At 63.3% G+C, this 20,087-nt stretch carries 10 protein-coding genes; 3 read left to right on the top strand and 7 right to left on the bottom strand.

The features are described 5' to 3' along the window. Positions 1-84 precede the first annotated feature (84 nt). Positions 85-1,407, bottom strand: a complete 1,323-nt coding sequence (locus ACQS5P_RS20940; RefSeq protein ID WP_428938565.1) for an AAA family ATPase — start codon at positions 1,405-1,407, stop codon at positions 85-87. 541 nt (positions 1,408-1,948) lie between these two features. Here ACQS5P_RS20940 and ACQS5P_RS20935 point away from each other — a divergent pair. Continuing rightward, the gene (locus ACQS5P_RS20935) at positions 1,949-3,022 is read left to right on the top strand and encodes a hypothetical protein (protein ID WP_428938564.1); all 1,074 of its coding nucleotides are present in this window, start codon (positions 1,949-1,951) and stop codon (positions 3,020-3,022) included. A gap of 28 nt (positions 3,023-3,050) precedes the next feature. On the opposite strand, the gene ACQS5P_RS20930 is transcribed toward ACQS5P_RS20935, so the two are convergent. The 6 genes from ACQS5P_RS20930 to ACQS5P_RS20905 form a co-directional block, all read right to left on the bottom strand. Then, positions 3,051-6,113: a hypothetical protein gene (locus tag ACQS5P_RS20930; protein ID WP_428938563.1), complete on the bottom strand. Its 3,063-nt coding sequence runs from the start codon at positions 6,111-6,113 to the stop codon at positions 3,051-3,053. Between the two features lie 154 nt (positions 6,114-6,267). Then, positions 6,268-7,587, bottom strand: a complete 1,320-nt coding sequence (locus ACQS5P_RS20925) for a UDP-N-acetylglucosamine 4,6-dehydratase family protein (protein WP_428938562.1) — start codon at positions 7,585-7,587, stop codon at positions 6,268-6,270. Between the two features lie 70 nt (positions 7,588-7,657). Next, the gene (locus tag ACQS5P_RS20920) at positions 7,658-8,602 is read right to left on the bottom strand and encodes an MBL fold metallo-hydrolase (protein ID WP_428938561.1); all 945 of its coding nucleotides are present in this window, start codon (positions 8,600-8,602) and stop codon (positions 7,658-7,660) included. Positions 8,603-8,669: 67 nt separating this feature from the next. After that, entirely contained in the window at positions 8,670-9,752 is a 1,083-nt protein-coding gene (aroB, locus tag ACQS5P_RS20915; protein WP_428938560.1) for a 3-dehydroquinate synthase, read from the bottom strand. Positions 9,753-9,797: 45 nt separating this feature from the next. Then, positions 9,798-12,092 (bottom strand): ATP-binding response regulator, encoded by a 2,295-nt coding sequence (locus tag ACQS5P_RS20910; protein ID WP_428938559.1) that lies wholly within the window; start codon positions 12,090-12,092, stop codon positions 9,798-9,800. 89 nt (positions 12,093-12,181) lie between these two features. Next, a complete protein-coding gene (locus ACQS5P_RS20905; RefSeq protein WP_428938558.1) occupies positions 12,182-18,631 on the bottom strand; it encodes a HAMP domain-containing protein in 6,450 nt (2,149 codons plus the stop codon). 380 nt (positions 18,632-19,011) lie between these two features. Between ACQS5P_RS20905 and ACQS5P_RS20900 the strand changes: the two genes are divergently transcribed. After that, the gene (locus ACQS5P_RS20900; RefSeq protein ID WP_428938557.1) at positions 19,012-19,527 is read left to right on the top strand and encodes a hypothetical protein; all 516 of its coding nucleotides are present in this window, start codon (positions 19,012-19,014) and stop codon (positions 19,525-19,527) included. A 149-nt stretch (positions 19,528-19,676) separates the two neighbouring features. After that, complete coding sequence (locus ACQS5P_RS20895; protein WP_428938556.1) at positions 19,677-20,087, top strand: hypothetical protein; 411 nt, start codon at positions 19,677-19,679, stop codon at positions 20,085-20,087.

The following is a 20,087-nucleotide window of genomic DNA, read 5'->3' as shown; positions in this document are numbered from 1 at the left end:
CTGCCGGCTGCCGATCGCCGAGTTGAACTCTGAAGCATCTCGCTTCAGCCTGGCAATCGACAGCCGCCCATCGGCAATCTCCCTTCAGTCCACTTCGATCACATTGTTCAGTTCGCCGAACTGGTTGGCTTCGACGTACTGGTTGTTCGGATCAGTGACCCATTTTCCGTCCACGACGAAGCGGTAACGGTATCGGCCCGGGGGAAGCGGCAGGCTCATTCGCCACACGCCCGGGCGGTCGCAGATCATCGGCGTGGACAGCGGAGACCACCCGTTGAAGTCGCCGGCCAGTTGCACCTTGCGGGCATCCTCGAACCTGGCGGCGAAGACGACCTCGTGGCCGATCTGCTTGACCCCGTAGAACTCTTCGATCTTCTGCGCGGTGGACTTGGCCTGCGGCTGCTGAGTGGCCGGCGGGATCTCGATGCGCGGCTGATGCTGCCCGTTGCCGCCGGCGCCGTTGCCCGCCAGGTCCGTCTGGCGTGCCGGTTCCGCAGTCTGTGTCTGTTGTGTCGCCGGCGCCGTCGCCACCGTGCCCCGGCCGAACTGGAAATTCGTGAGCTGCGCAAGCTGCTTGGCCCGCTGCACCAGCTCCGCCGGACGCGACAACGCCTGCGCCGCGGGCGGCTCGACCTGGCTGGGACGATACCCCATCAGCTCGCGCGCCAGATTCACGAAATCCTTGTACCCCCGGCTGCCAGGATCGTACTCGGTGATCGGCTGGCCGAAACTGGCGGCCTCCTTGAGCTTGGTGTTGAAGTTCACCGTGCTTTCCATCAGGTACTCACGGAACTTCGCCCGCAGCTCGGAGAGGACCTCCCGGGCCAGTTTGGTGCGCGTGTCGTACAGCGTGGGCAGAACGCGGATCAGAATCTCCTTGCCGCATCGCTCACGCAACACCTCCAGCGTCTCCATCATCTTTGTCAGCCCGTGCAGGCTGAAAAAGCCGGTCTCCACCGGCACGATCACCTCATCACACGCCTTAAGCGCGTTGAACGTGAGCAGCCCGACGCTCGGCGGGCAGTCGATGATGCACCACTGGTAGTTGTTGCGAACCGCATCCAGCGCGCGGCTGAGGCGATCTTCCCGCCCCGGGCGCCCGGCGAAAATCTGCTCGAACGCCGCCAGCCTGATGTTCGACGGCGCCAGATCGAAATCCGAGGAGATCTGCCAGATGATCTCGTTCATCTTCGCGACCCGACCGTCGCTCTCCTCGATCAACGTGTCGTACACGCTGCGCTCAATCTGATCCTCCGGCACCGCCAGGCCCACGCCGCAGTGTCCCTGCGGGTCCATGTCCACGAGAAGCGTGCGATGTCCCAGTCGAGCCAGACAGGCGGCCAGGTTGATGCTCGTGGTCGTCTTCCCGCATCCGCCTTTCTGATTGATGATGGAAATGGTGCGCATGATCCAGCCTTCCTTGGCCATTGATCTATCCGCGGGTGCTGACAGTTCCGCGCGTGACTCATGGCTCATCGGACAGATGCTGCTGCAAACTTTAGGATTATGGGACAGCGGGGCGCGCTCTTGCCTGCCGGGAAGAAGCTCATGACCGGCACAAGCCCACGCTGCATGCTGAAATGTCCTTCCCGCCGTGGGACATAGAATAGACTTGTACGCGGGCGTTAACGTTCGGTATCATGCAAGACACATCCCGGAGTTGGCCCCATCGAACTTCGTCAGCCGTCTTACGGCTTCGGAACAACTGAGTTGGTGTGGGAGAAAATCCATGAGCCGCAACAAGTCTCAGCGCGACCGCGCGCTTTTGGCGGCGGGGCAACGTCCCGGCTGGAGCGATCGGACAAGCCGGGGCCGAGTCCTTCGCAAAAGTCTTTCGCTTTGCCCGCGGTTCTGCGCGCCGGGGAGGGGCGTCCGGGCCGTCGCCCTGGTTTCGCTGATTTGTATTGTCGCGATACGCTCGGCAGGCATCAGCGTTGCCGGCACGAGCGTGCCTTTCGTTACGAAGCTTCCGAACGTCGGCATCGATCAGAGTCCCATTGTCTCCAACCGATATGTTGCCTGGACCCTGGGGCCTCGCACCACCAGCTCTTATGACACGCAGAGGGTCGTTATCTATGATCGATCGACCTCGTCCTTCGCCAACATCAGCTCTTCGGGGTTGGACTACACATACCACTCTGTTACCGGGATCAGTGACACCTACGTCAGTTGGGGATGCCTGAGGTACAACGACCCCGGCCGCGATATCGTGTTGTTCAATGACAGCGGCCTGTCCCTTCTGACGGACGACACGGCGGACAACAGTTTTCCAGCGGCCTCCAGGAACTACCTGAACTGGTTCAGTTGGACGCCGCAATCATTGAGCTGGAAGCAATACAGTCCCGCGACAGGCCAGATTACCCAGCGCACCATGCCCGCTTATCCAGCGTCGGGATGGATTGCGAGTGACCAATGGGCGGCATACATCACGCCGTTGCCGGCCAGCCCCAGTAGTTACACGAGACTTCATCTGTACGGCGGCGGACAGGACCGGGTGATCACCGACTACTTCCGCTTCGACGCGAGCTTTTCCGAACGGTACTTTGCCTACACAGCCGGAAATGGCGTTTCTCTGGGCTATCTCCGCGACCTGGTGTCCGGGCAAACCATTCAGCTCCCACTAAGCTACGTGAGTGAGATCGAAGTCACCGACACGCACGCCGTCATCACCGGCCGGCGGCCTCAGGACGGTACCAACAGGCCCTTCCTGTTTAACATCGCCAGCTCGAATCTCCAGGTGCTCCCCGGAACGGAGGTGCAAAACGTCGATCTCGACGGGATGCATGCCGTCTGGGAAGGCGAAGGCGGAGTCTACTACTACGATATCGCCCTGGGCGAAACGCACTCTCTCGGAGCAGGCATCCAGCCTCGAATCAGCGGCGATACGGTTGTGTGGCAGGGGCCGGGCGGAGAGCTGAACGACAGCGACATCTACCTGGCGATTATCCCGGAGCCGACCGCGTTTGCACTGCTCGGTGGCGCACTGCTGGCGGCCGGGTGCCGGCGAACGTCGCTGCGATGAACAGCCGCAACGTCGAGACGCACGCCGCCTAGGTTCCTGGCAGGCGCGGGCTGGGCTGGCTGGGCAGCAGGCGTTTGCGCATCGTCGAAACGGTCTCGGGCTGCGTGGGTTTGAAGATCTCCCAGAAGCGGCCTTCCATTCGGCCATTCCACGAATTGATCTCCGGGCCATAGGGGGCATATCGCCCCCAGGTTGCTGGCTCGCCCTGCATCTGGGGCGGATCCTGATCGTAGTTGGCGGGGTTTTTGGCCGGGTCGTAATAGCCAGGGATACCGGGGTTGCGGCTCTGGTCGCCATACGGATCATGGAAGATCCATCGCACGACCTTCCCGGAGCAGTCGGTGATCAGCCCGACCAGTGTGATCAGGTGCCCGCCGCGCTGGCCCGTGCTTGAGCGATGGCTGATGCTCACCACCGATCCCCACCCATGGCCAAGGACATTGATCAGTTTTGCCGAATCGGTGGCGAACACGTTGTACGGTTCGCTCGGTTTGTCATACGTGAACGCCTCGCTGCCGTAGGTCTTGCGGACGTACGAATCGGTGATCCAAGCCCACTGCCAGGGGCGGTAGTTCTCGGTATCCGGCGAGAGCGCGTGCTTCGTTCCGTCGCGACCGTATAGCGTCAGGTTCAGCTTCGCGGTCGGATGCTTCAGACTGATGAGCCATTCCATCGACTGCTGAGTGCCCGAGACGAACGGCCAATGCCCATAGACCGCGCCCATCGCCGTCCAATTCGCCCAGAACATCAGGTTGGCGCCCAGCAGATAGTACGGCGGAGGGACGGAGCTCTCCTGGGCGATCTGGTCGATGATCGCCGGATCTGTTGGGAAGGGGAACATTTCCGGCATCTTCGAGTATTGCGTGCGATAGTGCTCGTAGATCTCGCTGGCGATTCTGGCGACGTGATCGCTGTGTTGGGCGCCGTCGGGAATGTCGAACAGCCCGACTCCAGCCAGGCTCATCGCCACGCTGGTCGGGAAACACAGGACCGAGCCGCGGATGGGGACCTCGATTTCGGTTTCGTCAGGAGCCGGGCCGCTGGCGGGCAGTTGCATCCGCGCGCGCACCGTCGCCTCAGAGATGTGCGCCGGACGCGCCGCCAGCAGCTTCGCCGCAGGCACTTTGGCCCTGATCTCGAAGGGATGGCGGTTCTGATTGAGGTAGGGCGTCTTGAGGATGAAGCTGTTGATGAGGATGGAGTTGAAGCCAACGAAGCGAAGGGTGGTTGTGCTGCCCTCGCGGCGGACACTGGCGCCGCGCCGCTCGCTGCCCAACGGATACTCCATCGGCGCCTTGCCATATCGGAAGTACGCCGTCGAGCGGCGCACGATATCGTCCAGAGGAGCATTGCCCTGCGCATCTGAACCAACGGCCGAGAGGATCCGCTCGATCTCGATGCCCAGCTCGTTGGTCTCCCACAACTGTGCTTCCTTGTTGTGATATGTGAATCGCAAAAACAGCCACTTATTCCGATCGGCCGGCACCGCCAGCGAAAACTCTGCGTCGTTTTCCTGAGTGTAGACCGTGATGTCGGGCGGGATGTTCGACGCGGGTGAGTCCCCGTTTCCATCGAGCAGCCACGCTTCGACCTTGACCTTTCCCGCAACGGGCAGCGCGCCCTCCAACGACCCTGCGGCGGCGGGGGAGCCAGGCGCGGCAGAGCCCGGCGCCTCGTGGCGAACCAGATTCAGATCCCTTTCATCCCTGGGGATTCGGATGCGGTGCAACACCGTCCCCTGCACGAGAAGCTGCTGCTCGATCGGCACCCGCCGGAACGTCGCCTGCGAACGGCCTTTGCCGCCGCCGATCAGCCCGGGGCTTCCGCCCTCGTATTGCTCGTTGCTGGACAGGACGATGTTGTTCTCTTCCGCGAAGTCCGCCGGCTCGGAAAATGACAATCCCCGGTGGCGCGTCGCCGACGCCACCATCGTGGTCGGCTCATACTGATCGCGAAGCACCGTTTTGAACCCCACGAGCTTCAGCGGGATCACGTCGGCTTCGAACTCGAGCAGTCGCTTATCCTCGACACCGAAGTTCAGGCTCGCGCGCCATTGCCGCAAGGCCCGATCGTATTCCACGTCCGCATCCGCCGAAGCGCGCGACACCCGACGGTTCAGCAACTCTTCCAGATCGTGCTGTGCGATATGCAGATACCGCTCGGCGGCGGCCAGTTCCTGCGCGAGCCCATCCAGCTCCTGAATGTGGCTCAACTCCTCGCTGGCGGCGGAGATCTTCTGCGATTCGCGCGCAAGCTGCTCGCTGAGGCGGCTCAGCTCTTCGCCGGCTTTGCGACGTTCGTCCTCGCTCAGCTTCGTGTCCTGGAGCTTGGCGACCAGCGGCTGGAGTTTGCGGGTATAGGCTTGTTCGATTTGTTTCTGCTGTTCGTCGAGGCGAATTCGATACTGTTCTTGTGCGCGCTCGACACGATGCTGCGCCGCCTGGATCTGCTCGTCCGTGGCGCCCGGTCGCGTCTGCATCGCCCGATACGACCGCAGCGACTCGATCAGCTCCTTTTCCGGACCCTGAAGCGCGGCGGCCGCGGGATCCACACCGTGGGCGCGCGCCTCCTGCTGAGCTTTCTCATACTCGCGCCGGGCCTGCTCGAGGCTCTGCTGGGCTTGCTCGACGCGTTGCCGCGCATCGGTCAACTGCTCGGGGTTGGGTTCAACCGACTCACCGAGCAGCTCATGCTCGTCGTAGCTTCCCGAGCCGCTTCCTCCACCACCGGCCCGCACGCGCGAACCGTCCTTGTTCAGGTAATACAGATCTCCGACGGAGCTGCTCCAGGCCAGGCTCTCGACCACGGCGTGTCGCGCGCCGGTCAGGTCGTCCACTTCCTCGCGAATCACCACGCGAGCCTCGGTCTGCTGCTGCATATTGGGCTTGGACATCGACAGCCCCAGCGAGCCCGGCTCACGGCTGGCGTACGTCTGATGCGTGCCGGACATCTGCCCGTACCAGCGCGCCGTGACGCGCCGCGCGGCGGCGGGGCGCGTCGCGGGATCCGTCGCGGCCCAGCTCAATTCGGCGAGCCACAGCCCTTCAAGGCAGCACGCGATGACAACGACCAGGCGCAAGATATGACCCATGACCGCCTCCGACCGGAAATCCCACTGTCGAATCGCCCACGCGGCTGGTCAAGGGAAATTTCACTCCACAGATTTTGCCCGAAAGCCTGGCAGCTTTACCGGGAGAAACGTAGCCCCGTTCTGCGGATTCCATTGACGTGCGGTTCGTCAGCGGTCAGGCCGCGCGGGAGGCACTGAGCCGCGCCAGAACCCGAAGCTGTGAGGCCTGATCGTCGGTTTGCAGCGGTTCGGCTTCGTCTGCGGAAAAAACCGCGTCGCAGATATCTCCGCCAGCGGGTTTGTATTCCGGCACGCAGTGCATCAGGGTCTGGATCACCTGCGCGCGAGGCGCGTCGATCACGCTCTGGAGAAGCTGAAGCATTCGCCCGACCTGTTGCCGCGACGCCCGCGGAAGCTGCCAGATGCGAATCTTCCCGTGCGAGGTTGCAACCGTCTGCTCATCGTCGCAGGCCAGCTCCTCGTAAAGCTTTTCGCCTGGACGCATGCCGGTGAAGCGAATCTGGATGTCCCTGCCCGGCCGAAGTCCGGCCCTGCGGATCATTTCCACTGCCAGATCCAGAATCCGCACGGGCTGGCCCATGTCCAGGACGAAGATCTCCCCGCCGCGCCCGATGGCCCCGGCCTGCATCACCAGTTGCGACGCCTCGGGGATGGTCATGAAGTATCGCTTCATGTCCGGGTGCGTGACTGTGACCGGCCCGCCGGCTTCGATCTGCCTGCGAAAGATCGGCAGAACCGACCCGGAGGATCCCAGGACGTTGCCAAAGCGCACGGCGACGAAGCGGCAACGGTGCTCAAGGCTCACTGGCCGCTGCTCGGTTGACGGGCCCTGAGCGCCGACCACTGGCCGCTGGCCGCTGTTCAGCGACTGCACATACAGCTCCGCGATGCGCTTAGTCGCTCCCATGACGCTGGTTGGGTTGACCGCCTTGTCCGTGCTGACCATCACGAATGCGCCAACGCCGTGCTCCAGTGCCGCATCGGCGACGATCTTCGTGCCAAAGACGTTATTTTTCACTGCCTCGCCGGGGTGAAGTTCCATCATCGGCACGTGTTTGTGTGCTGCGCAGTGGAAGACGACCTGTGGCCGAAGGGCGCGGAAGACGCGGTCGATGCGGTTCGCGTCACAGATATCAGCCACGACCGGCACGATCTCGGCCCCGACCCAGCGATCGCGCAGTTCCCGGTCGATCTCGAACAGCGCGTTTTCGGCGCGGTCCAGCAGGATCAGCCTGCCCGGGCAGAACTTCATCGTCTGTCGGCATATCTCCGAGCCGATGGATCCGCCGGCGCCGGTCACCAGCACCACCTTGCCCGCCAGGAAGCGCTGGATCTCCGGGGTGTCCAGGTTTACCGGCTTTCGCCGCAGCAGCTCGGCGATTTCGAGAGCGCAATTATCGCGCGGCGCGGCAGCCGATCGTGCGCGATTCAATTGGATCTGCCCGACAATCGTTCTGAAAATCTGCCGCAGCATCACCTGAACGCTATCGGCTATCTGATCAGGTTCGATTGAAAAGGATTCTCGGACCCGCGCCGGGCGGCGGCTATTCTTTGGTATCCGCGGGCGGGGGGCCGACGTTTTCGACATCGCCTTCATCCCGCGCGCCTTCGAAGTCCATCAGGAAATGGATCCGTTGCATCTGCTCGGCCCCGATACGCTTGCGCAGCAGGCTTCTGGCGCGGCGAATTCCCGTCCGCCGCGAAACGTGCGAAATGATGATGTAGCGGTTGTTCAGTTTCGGCAGCACCTCCGCAAGGTGCTCCATGTGCATGTGCTTTCCGGCCTTGGCCTTGGCCCGGTGATCCGAATCGAAGAAGGTGCACTCGGTGATCAGGATCTGCGCGTTCTGCACGTCGGGGTGATCGAAGACGCTGCCGATCGTCGTGTCGCCCAGAAACACGACCAGAGGAACCTCCAGCCGGTACTGGATCTGAACGCCCTGTTTTCTCATCTGCGCCAGCTCCGGCCCGGTCCTGCCCATGTATTCGGGCTTGAGCTTTTCGCGGATGCTGATCAGGGCATAGCCCAGGCTCGGCCCGCCGTGGTGCGTGGCAAGCGCCCGAATGCCGAAATCGCGGCGTACTTCGTAGAGCTGCCCGGCGGACATGGGGATCAGCGTGTAGGGCGTTCCCTGCCGCTCGACTTCCCGCCAGCAGCGCAGCAGTTGATCCACCGGTCGCTCGATCTCCCGCGGGACGATCACCGTTCCCGGTTTCATCCCCTGAAACGCACGCTGCGAAAGGTAGTACCCAAGCCCGGCCAGGTGATCCATGTGGCTGTGGGTAATGCAGACGATGTCGCTGGTCAGCGAGAAGTGCGGCGCCCGTCCGATGTCGAAGCAGACGTTGAGCTCCGGAATCTGGACCACCGTTTCCTCGCCGGCCACGCTGTAGCCGACCACACTGGTCGTGCCAAAGCGAAGCTTGGCGAACTTCTGGACCAGAAAGGACTTCTCGATCGGCACCGGCTTGGGCTTTTCATCCGCCATGGAGTTGGCGAAGGGTAATTCGCCGCTGCGGGGATGTCGAGATCATATCGGCGCTCTGGCCGGAGCCTCACCGCAGCGACAGGATCGCCTCGCGGACGATCGGCGGCGGCACATCGTCGCGGATCACCACATGCCCGATCCGATCCGGCAGAATAAATCGCAGCGACCCACTCCGGATCTTCTTGTCGAAGCTCATCGTCTCAACGATGGCATCGACATCGAGTCTCAGACCGCGTACGGGCAAGCCGGCCCGCTCGATCAGTGAGACGATCCGCCGCTGCGACTGGCTGTCCAGCAGCCCCAGCCTCGCGGCGGTGAAGCTGGCGGCAACCATCCCCAGCGCCACGCTCTGACCATGCGAATAGCTGTAACCGGAGACCTGCTCGATCGCATGCCCGAAGGTGTGACCGAAATTCAGGTGAGCGCGCTGGCCCCGCTCCAGCGGGTCGGCCTCGACGACCCTGGCCTTGATCGCCACGTTGTGCGCGATCAGCTCGCTTAGGTAGTCCATCTCCAGTGCCAACGCTCGGGAGATGTTCTGCTCCAGGCGTTCAAAGCCATCGCCATCACGGATGATTTCATGTTTGATGCACTCGGCCAATCCGCCGCGCAGCTCCTCCGGCGCCAGGGTTCGCAGCACCTGCGGATCGATCAGCACGACGATCGGCTGATGGAACGCGCCGATGAGGTTCTTGCCCACGGTGTGGTTGACGCCGGTCTTTCCGCCGACGCTGGCATCCACCATCGCCAGCAGCGTCGTGGGGATCTGCACGAATGGCACGCCGCGGAGGATCGTTGCCGCCGCGAATCCCGCCATGTCTCCCACGACCCCGCCTCCCAGCGCAATCAGCGGGGTATGGCGATCGATCCGCGCCGGCAGCAGATCGTCATAAATCCTGGTGATGGTCTGGATGGTTTTGTGTTCCTCGCCGGCCGGTACCGTCGCCACCACCGGACGAAACTCCGCCTGCTTCAGTGAACTCTCAAGCACTGGCAGGTATAACGGCCCGACGGTCGAATCGGTGACGATGCACGCCTTGCCCGAGCCATTGAGCTTGCGCAGCACGATACCCGCCTCGGCCAGCAGACCGGGGCGGACCACGATCTCGTAGGATGCGCTGCCGGGAATGTGAACAGGTACGCTTGGCACGCACGGCATTGTAGCGGATATGGGCTGGCAACTCGACGCCAACACTCAGGCGCCCAGACGCAGGGGGCTGGGCTTGGGCGGGTCGCTCGGCACGCCCGCATCGGAAGCGGGCGACTCGGCCGGCGTTGTGGAACGGGCTTGGGCGATACGACGAATCGCCTCGATCAGCTCGGCCGGATCGATCGGCTTGGCAACATGTGCCCCAAATCCGGCGCGAAGCGAATCGACCCGGTCCTCGGGGCGGGCGTAGGCGGTCAATGCCACCACCGGCAGATCACCGACCCCGTTTCCAGAGCCGCGCACGCGCTGGAGTAACGCGTAACCATCCAGACCGGGCATCGCCAAGTCCGTCAGGATCACGTCCGGGCGAAAGCTCGGGATCATACTCATGGCCTGCTCGACGTCGGCGGCGGTGGCGATGGTGCCGCCGAAGCGCCCGAGCAACTCGGACAGGACCTCGCGCGCGTCGGCCTCATCGTCCACTGCCAGAATCCGATATCCGGCCAGTGCCTGTGGCCCGGGCGGATCGGAAGCACGCTCCGGCGGAGGCGATTGGTCGGCCGGCCGCGGGCCGGGCACCGTCGGCTTCCCGGAGCCGCGCGGGCGCGAGCGCCTGAGGGGTCGGGTTTCCGTTTGCGGCTCGATGCCCTGCTCCTGCGATTGCAGGCGCTGCTGCTGACGCGGCGGCGATGCGACGCTGGCCAGCGGCAAGCGGATCGTAAACGTCGCCCCGCAGCCGTGCCCGGCGCTGTCGGCCTGCACCTGCCCGCCATGCAGCTCCACGATGTGACGCACGATCGCCAGCCCGATTCCCAACCCTCCGTGCCTGCGGGCGCTGGTGCTGTCGGCCTGCCGGAACCGCTCGAACACGTATGGCAGGAACGCCGGATCGATCCCTTCGCCGCTGTCGCTGACGCTGATCCAGACAGTATTGGTTTGCGGATCGCGCTGTCCGCGGACGGTGATCTTTCCGCCCACCGGCGTGAACTTCGCCGCGTTGGATAGCAGGTTCCAGAACACCTGCTGAAGACGATCCGGATCCCCGATGACCGCTGCATCCTCCCGCTCGATCGTATCCAGATCGAATGCCAGCGCGATCTGCTTGGCATCGACGGAGGGACGAACGGCATCGGCGGCGGCCAGGAGTACCGGCTTGAGCGTGATCGGGCGCGTGCTCAGCCGCATCTTGCCCGTGGTGATCCGCGAAACATCCAGCAGATCCTCGATCAACTTGGTCTGCGCCTTGACGTTGCGCTCGATGACTTCCAACCCATGGGCCAGATCGTCCTGGAGGTTTTCCATCCGCATGAGCTGCACCCAGCCCGATATCGCGTTCAGTGGCGTGCGAAGCTCATGCGACAGCGTCGAGAGAAACTCGTCCTTGAGACGATTGGCCTCGCGCTCTTCAGCGAAGATCGTGTTTTCGACAGCGACGGAGGCAAGCTGGGAAAGCTGCACCAGGATCGCCTCGTCGTCGCCGCTGAACTCTCCGTCGATCCTGTCGGACAGCAGGATCATCCCCATGTTGTGCCCGTCGCGGGTGGTCAGCGGCACGGCCAGCAGACCGCGCAGCGGCGGGGCGCCGGTGCCCGCGATGCCCTGCGCGTGCAGCGGAGCATACGCATCCAGCTCCGCCGGACTCATCCGCAGCGGCTGATTACGCCCGCACACCATCGCGTGCAGCGGCGTGCCGATCAACTGAAGGTCCGTCGGTCGCCACGTCGCGTACTTTTCCGAATAGCACGCGTAGGCCGCCGCATGCGAGGGATGCCCTCCCGGCGCCACTACGATCAGCGACTGATGCGCGCCGATCACGTCGCGCGCGGTCTGGGCGGCGATCCGGGCGATCTGTTCGGCACTGGGCGCCGAGTTGATCGCCAGCGACGCGCCGGTCAGTCGGTGCAGTTGCGCGGCACGCTGCCGCAGGCGCTCGGCCTGACGCTGCACCTGCTCGGTCTTGCGGTAAAGATCCACGAAGACCGCAACCTTGGATCGCAAGACCTGCGGCACCACGGGTGTAAGAATGTAATCCACCGCCCCAAGCTCATATCCTCGTGCCGCATGCATCTCGTCGCTCATCGCAGTCAGGAAGATGATCGGCACGTGGGCCGAGCTTTGTCGCTGCCGGATGAGCTGGGCGGTCTCGAAGCCGTCCATCCCGGGCATGTTCACATCCAGCAGGATCACGGCGAATTCGTGGCTGAGCACATGGCGCAGCGCCTCGCGACCGTTGTAGGCGCGCACGATGTTCAGATCCAGATCCTCCAGCACCGCTTCCAGCGCCAGAAGCTTCTCCGGTCGGTCATCGACGATCAGAATGCTGGCTCGTGCGTCGGACATATCCACCGGCAGTCATGGCAGATGCAACAGCGAACCGCTCAGGGCGCGGGCCAAGTCTGCTGTCTTCGGCCCTGCGCATCCGCCTTTTCTCAGCGATACAACCACGCTCGTAGAAGCGCCAGCAACTGTTCGGTATCCACGGGCTTGGAGATATAGTCGCTGGCGCCTGCCTCGATGCACTTTTCACGGTCCCCCTTCATTGCCTTGGCGGTCAGCGCGATGATCGGCAGGCTTCGGAACCGGCTGAGCTTTCGGATCGCCCGCATCGTATCGAAGCCATCCAGATCGGGCATCATGATGTCCATCAGCACCACGTCGATGTCCGCCGTGCGCTGAAGGTGCTCGATCGCCGCCCGACCTGTCTCCGCGGAAATGATCTGCATCCCGTACGGTTCCAGGATACTGGTCATCGCGAAGATGTTGCGGATGTCGTCATCGACGACCAGAACCTTTTTGCCGGCCAGCACGGTACCGGGCTGATGCAGCTTTTCGATGTGCGCGCGGACGGTTTCAGGCATGTTGTCGAGCCTGCGATGCAGGAACAGCGCCACCTCATCGATCAGGCGCTCGCGCGAGCGAACATCTTTGAGCACACTGGTCTGCGTCAGCCGCTTCAGATGCAGTTCATCCTTTCTGGACAGCTCGCCACGGGAGCAGACGATCAACGGAATCTCCCGCAGCGCCGCGTCTTCTTTCAGCTCATCGATCAGGTCGAATCCACGGGCGCGGTCGGGCAATTCAAGCCCCACGACGATCAGGTCCGCACGCCGGCGCTGCTGGCCGCCATCGCCGTCACGAAGCAGTGTCATTGCCTCGGCGGGCGGGATCCGGCTGATCTCGACGTCGTCGCCAGCGATCAGTTCGGCGAGCTTGTCGCGCTCGGCCGGATCGGTGTCGATGACCACGACGCGCCGCCGGTGCGGCGCAGTCATCGCCCGGATCTGCTCAAACGTCTCATCCAGCGACTGTCTGGTCTTGATCGGCTTGACCAGCACGCCCACGGCGCCCATCCGCAAGCCGCGCTCGCACTGTTCCTCGGTGGTGATGATCTGCACGGGGATGTGGCGCGTGGCCAGGTCGTCCTTGAGCCGGTTGAGAATGCGCCAGCCATCGATGTCGGGCAGGTTGATGTCCAGCGTGATGGCGGCCGGGGCGAGCCTGCGTGCCAGTTGCAGCGCCGCCGATCCGCGTGAGGCGACGGCCACACGGAAGCCGCTTTCCCGCCCGATGTCCACCAGCAGCCGCGCGAAATGCGGGTCATTCTCCACGACCAGCAGTACGTTCTGATCGTCCGGCTTGATGGACGCCGCGTCGTCCTCGACCATGTCCGCCGTCGCATCCGTTGGCACAACCATGGCCGCCGGATCCGCGGCGATCAGGTCATCGAATGCGCCTTTGGAGTCGCGCGTCGCCTGCCCGGTCGAGGCGGCCGGCGCCGCCACTGTCGCCGATGGCGCTTCGGTCGATGCGTCCATGGCTGGCACGGCGGGAGACGCTGCCCTTGCCGCACCGCGAGGCTGTCGCGGCGAAGTGTAGTGCAGCGGCAGATACAGCGTGAAGACGCTGCCCTGTCCCGGCGTGCTGCTGAGGCGGATTTCCCCGCCCAGCAATCCGGCAATCTCGCGGCTGATCGCCAGCCCAAGCCCGGTCCCGCCGTACTTGCGACTGGTCGAGCCGTCCGCCTGCTGGAACGCCTCGAAAATGATCTGCTGCTTCTCCGGCGGGATGCCGATCCCCGTGTCGCGCACTGTGAACCCGATCACGCCCCGAGCGCGACTGAGCACGGGATGATCCGGCGACCATCCGCTGCCGGCCTCGAACACCTCCAGCGACACGCTGCCACGTTCGGTGAACTTGAACGCATTGGACAACAGATTCTTCAGCACCTGCTGAAGCCGCTTGGCGTCGGTGTGAATCGCCCGCGGCAACTTCCCGCTGAAATCAAGGTTGAACTCCAGCCGTTTGCTTTCGGCCACGTGGCGGAACGTGCGATCCACGTAATCACGAAGATCCCGCATCGCGATCTCCCCGACGTCCACGATCACCGTTCCACTCTCGATCTTGCTCAGATCCAGAATGTCGTTGATCAGGTTCAACAGGTCGTTGCCCGAGGAGTGGATTGTCCGGGCGAATTCAACCTGCCGCGACGTGAGGTTGCCCTCGCTGTTCTTGCTGAGCTGATCCGACAGAATCAGCAGCGAGTTCAGCGGCGTGCGAAGCTCGTGGCTCATGTTCGCCAGAAATTCGCTCTTGTACTTGCTTGTCAGCGCGAGCTGTTTGGCCTTTTCCTCCAGCGCCTGACGGGCCTGCTCCACTTCCTTGTTCTTGCGCTCGACTTCGACATTCTGATCGGCCAGCAGCTTGGCCTTTTCCTCCAGCTCGGCGTTGGTCTGCTGGAGTTCCTGCTGCTGGCTCTGAAGCTCGCGGGCCAGCGACTGCGACTGCTTGAGCAGATCCTCCGTGCGCATGTTGGCCTCGATCGTGTTCAGCACGATTCCGATCGACTCGGTGAGCTGATCCAGGAACGTCTCATGCGTCGGGCTGAACCGGTCGAAGCTGGCCAGTTCCATCACCGCCTTGACCTGGCCCTCGAACACGATCGGCAGGACGATGATGTTCAGCGGCTTGGCCTCGCCAAGACCGGATGTGATCTTGATGTAGTCCGGCGGGACGTGCGTGAGCAGGATCTTCTGCTTCTCCAGGGCGCACTGGCCGACAAGCCCCTCGCCAAGCTTGAACTTGTTGTCGATGTTCTTGCGTTCCTTGTAGGCGTAGCTGGCCAGCAGCTTGAGCATCGGCTCTTCGGGCCTGGACGTGTTGTCCACGATGTAGAACACGCCCTGCTGGGCGCCGACCACCGGCGCCAGCTCCGAAAGGATCAGCCGGCCAACCGTCAGCAGGTCCTTTTGCCCCTGGAGCATCCGGCTGAACTTGGCCAGGTTGGTCTTGAGCCAGTCCTGCTCGGTGTTCTTTTGGGTGGTGTCGCGCAGGTTGCGGATCATCTCGTTGATGGTGTCCTTGAGGGCAGCGACTTCGCCCTGCGCCTCGACGGTGATCGAGCGTGTCAGGTCGCCCTTGGTCACCGCAGTGGCGACTTCGGCGATGGCGCGTACCTGCGTCGTGAGATTCGCCGCAAGCTGGTTGACGTTGTCGGTCAGATCGCGCCAGGTTCCCGCGGCGCCGGGCACGCTGGCCTGCCCGCCGAGCTTGCCCTCGACCCCCACCTCGCGGGCCACCGTCGTCACCTGATCCGCGAACGTCGCCAGCGTGTCGATCATGCTGTTGATCGTGTCGGCCAGCTCCGCGATCTCGCCCTTGGCGTCCACGGTGAGCTTGCGCTTCAGGTCGCCATTGGCCACCGCCGTCACCACCTTGGCGATGCCGCGCACCTGGTTGGTCAGGCGGTCGGCCATGAAGTTCACGTTGTCGGTCAGGTCTTTCCAGGTGCCCGAGACGCCTCGCACCTCCGCCTGCCCGCCCAGTTTTCCTTCCGTGCCCACCTCGCGGGCCACGCGCGTGACTTCCGAAGCAAAGCTGTTGAGCTGATCCACCATCGTGTTGATGGTGTTCTTCAGCTCCAGGATCTCGCCTTTGACGTCCACGGTGATCTTTTTGGTCAGGTCGCCGTTGGCCACCGCCGTGGTCACCTGCGCGATGTTGCGGACCTGGTCGGTCAGATTCGCCGCCATGAAGTTCACGTTGTCGGTCAGGTCTTTCCAGGTTCCGGCGACGCCCGGCACGTTCGCCTGCCCGCCGAGCTTTCCTTCCGTGCCCACCTCGCGGGCCACGCGCGTGACTTCCGAGGCGAACGCGCGAAGCTGATCCACCATCGTGTTCACGGTGTTCTTCAGTTCCAGGATTTCCCCCTTCACGTCCACCGTGATCTTCTTGGACAGGTCGCCCGCCGCCACCGCCTTGGTCACGTCCGCGATGTTGCGGACCTGGTTGGTCAGATTCGCGGCCATGAAGTTCACGTTGTCAGTCAGGTCCTTCCAGGTTCCCGAGACGCCGCGCACTTCAGCCTGGCCGCCCAGTTTGCCTTCGGTTCCCACCTCGCGCGCCACGCGCGTGACTTCCGCCGCGAAGCTGCTGAGCTGATCCACCATCGTGTTGATGGTGTTCTTCAGCTCCAGGATCTCGCCGCGGACGTCCACCGTGATCTTTTTGGAAAGGTCTCCGTTGGCGACGGCGGTCGTCACCGTCGCGATGTTGCGCACCTGCGAGGTGAGGTTGGCGGCCATGAAGTTCACCGAATCGGTCAGGTCTTTCCATGTTCCAGCCACGCCCTTGACTTCCGCCTGTCCACCGAGCTTGCCTTCGGTTCCCACCTCGCGCGCCACGCGCGTCACTTCCGAAGCAAAGCTGTTGAGCTGGTCCACCATCGTGTTGATGGTTTGCTTGAGTTCGAGCATCTCGCCCTTCACCGGCACGGTGATTTTTTTCGACAGGTCGCCATTGGCGACGGCGGTGGTGACGGCGGCGATGTTGCGCACCTGCGCCGTGAGGTTCCCGGCCATGCTGTTCACGGAGTCCGTCAGGTCTTTCCATGTGCCAGCCACGCCCTTCACATCCGCCTGGCCGCCCAGCTCACCTTCGGTGCCCACCTCGCGCGCCACGCGCGTCACTTCCGACGCAAACGAGCTGAGCTGATCCACCATCGTGTTGATCACGTTCTTGATCTGAAGAATCTCCCCGCGCACGTCCACGGTGATCTTCTGCGTCAGGTCGCCGTTGGCGATGGCCGTCGCCACCTTCGACACGTCGCGAAGCTGCACGGTGAGGTTGGAGGCCATCGAGTTCACCGAATCGGTCAGGTCTTTCCACACGCCGGCGACGCCGCGCACTTCAGCCTGCCCGCCCAGTTTGCCTTCGGTGCCCACTTCGCGAGCCACGCGGGTCACCTCCGCCGCGAAGCTGCTGAGCTGATCCACCATCGTGTTAACCGTGTTCTTCAGCTCCAGAATCTCGCCCTTGACGTCCACAGTGATCTTGCGCGACAGGTCGCCGTTGGCGACCGCCTTGGTCACGTCGGCGATGTTGCGGACCTGCGAGGTGAGGTTGCCGGCCATCATGTTCACGTTGTCGGTCAGGTCCTTCCAGGTCCCCGCGACGCCGCGCACATCCGCCTGCCCGCCCAGTTTGCCTTCCGTGCCCACCTCGCGAGCCACGCGCGTTACCTCCGCCGCGAAGCTGCTGAGCTGGTCCACCATCGTGTTGATCGTGTTCTTCAACTCGAGGATCTCACCCTTGACGTCCACCGTGATCTTCTTGGTCAGGTCGCCTTTGGCGACGGCGGTTGTGACGGCGGCGATGTTGCGCACCTGGGCCGTGAGGTTCCCGGCCATGCTGTTCACGGAGTCCGTCAGATCCTTCCATGTGCCAGCCACGCCCTTCACTTCCGCCTGCCCACCGAGCCGGCCTTCGGTACCCACTTCGCGAGCCACTCGCGTCACTTCCGAAGCAAAGCTGTTGAGCTGGTCCACCATCGTGTTGATGGTCGTCTTCAGCTCCAGGATTTCGCCCTTCACGTCCACGGTGATCTTCTTGGAAAGGTCGCCATTGGCGACGGCGGTTGTGACGGCGGCAATGTTGCGCACCTGAGACGTGAGGTTGGCAGCCATCGAATTCACCGAATCGGTCAGGTCCTTCCATGTGCCAGCCACGCCCTTCACTTCCGCCTGCCCACCGAGCTTGCCTTCGGTGCCCACCTCGCGGGCCACCCGCGTCACTTCGGACGCGAAGGACCGAAGCTGATCCACCATCGTGTTGATGGTGTTTTTCAGCTCCAGGATCTCGCCCTTGACATCCACCGTGATCTTCTTGGACAAATCGCCGTTGGCGACGGCGGTGGTGACGGCGGCGATGTTGCGCACCTGCGCCGTGAGGTTCCCGGCCATGCTGTTCACGGAGTCGGTCAGGTCCTTCCAGGTCCCGGCCACTCCCTTGACCTTGGCCTGCCCGCCGAGCTTGCCTTCAGTTCCCACTTCGCGAGCCACGCGCGTCACTTCCGAGGCGAAGCTGCCGAGCTGATCCACCATTGTGTTGACGGTCTTGGCGGTGCGGAGGAACTCGCCGGCGAGCGGCCGGCCCTCTACCTCCAGCGCCATCGTCTGCGACAGATCTCCCTTGGCGACGGCGCCGATGACGCGGCTGGTTTCGGCGATCGGATGCACCAGGTCGCTGATCAGCGCGTTCACCGCGTCCACTTTGTCCTTCCAGGATCCGGTCACTTCTCCAATGTTGGCACGCTGCGAGATCTTGCCTTCCTTGCCGACCATGCGGCTGAGCCGCTGAAGCTCGCCGGCCATCCGATCCGACTGCTCCATCACTTCGTTGAACGCGTCGGCGATCTTGCCGTCCACGCCATCCAGATCGATCGGCAGGCGAACTGAAAAGTCTCCCTTCTTGAACGCCAGCAACGCCTCCAGCAGTTGGGTCTTGTCCAAATGCCTGCCGTTGGCTGGCCGCTCCTGCTCACGCTGGCGAGCTGGCGCGCGATCCGGCAGCAGCGTGCTGAAGATCGGCGGCGGACTTGGCATCGCCGTTGCAGACCCTCGCGAAGCGTGCATTGCACGCTCGTGCGCGGACGACATGGCCGACGACTTAGGCGCATCGGCCTGCTGCGCTTGAGCTGGCGTCTGAGATCGACCGTTGCCACTGCGTGGCGATTTGACGCCCTTGCCAGCGGTTGTAGCGGTTCTTGTGACGCGCGACGCCATCGTCTTATTCGGCATGGGTGGCTCCCTCGTGCCCTGCGAAACCTTCCACTCGACCCGGGTCACAACCAGCGACTCGCGGGCGGACAACCAGGCGCAGAGAATGCAGCGACTATAGATTCCCGCCGCCACCGGGACAGCGCCGAAAAAATGGAAAGATTTCCGATTGCCAGGATTCGCACGGACCTGCTAACAGTGTGGCGATGCGCGGATTCACCGTCGTCGATCTGTCACCTCAGGGCGAATTGCGGTCCACAACCCACTACGACTACCCGCGACTGCAATGTATCGAAGGCGCCCAGGACCTGCTCGTGGCCTTCACGCGGGAGCTCGATGGCTACATTGAGCAGTTTGAGCTTGCGCTGCCCAATTCCGATGGCGGGCTGTACTTCAGATGGCGCGCCTGCAATCCCAACGGCAGCGGCATCGCCACACTCCGCCACGACGGGCAGACCCTGGCGATCAGCCTTCTGGCCGGCGGGATTGATCTCGAGGCAGACCTGATCACGCTCAAGTCGTTTCAGCAGCACCTGGTCCGCGAGCTGCACGACACCGGTCTGGAGCCAGCGTTCGGAATCAACCAACTGTGGCAGCGGCCGCTGCTGGTCAGCGTGGGCTTGCGCGCCCCCGGCCCGCAGATGCCACGCGACCGCTGGCTGTTCGCTCTCGCCGACCGCTGTTTTGCCGCGGCGTACTTTCGTCTCCTGGGGTTGGCTTAGCGACCCGGAATCAACCGATCCAGTCAATTTTTCTGATTTTTTGACCCCACTGGGCAGATTTGTCCGTTCCACGCCTCTCGCACGGTCCTCTATTCTCGACTGCCTGACAGTGGAGCTGGCAATCTTTTCGTCCATCTCGTGGAGCGGGCGTGGCGGCTGAGGATATTCCCCAAAACGTTGTGAGCTTCCTTGCCGAGCACATCGATTCGGTCGTGCAGCTCGAGGCATTGCTGCTGCTGCACGCAAACCCTCAGCAACCCAAGCCAGCCGCCGACGTGGCACGCGAGCTGCGCATCGATCCGAACTGGACCGAGGCGGCGCTGACCAAACTGGCCCAGTCCGGATTGCTGGAATCGGCTGCCGCGGGTTACCGCTACGCGCCGCGGTCACCAGAGCTGGACCAGACCATCGCCGCTCTGGCACGCGAATATCAAACCCGGCGCGTCACCATCATCAGCATGATCTTTTCCAAGCCCCCGGATCCGATTCGGCAATTCGCCGATGCCTTCCGGCTGCGAAAGGACGATCGCACCGATCGACCGGGCGAAGAACCGAGGTGA

The sequence above is a fragment of the Fontivita pretiosa genome (assembly GCF_050410795.1).
GTDB classification, from domain to species: domain Bacteria; phylum Planctomycetota; class Phycisphaerae; order Tepidisphaerales; family Tepidisphaeraceae; genus Fontivita; species Fontivita pretiosa.
This window is presented reverse-complemented; position numbering and strand designations above follow the sequence as displayed.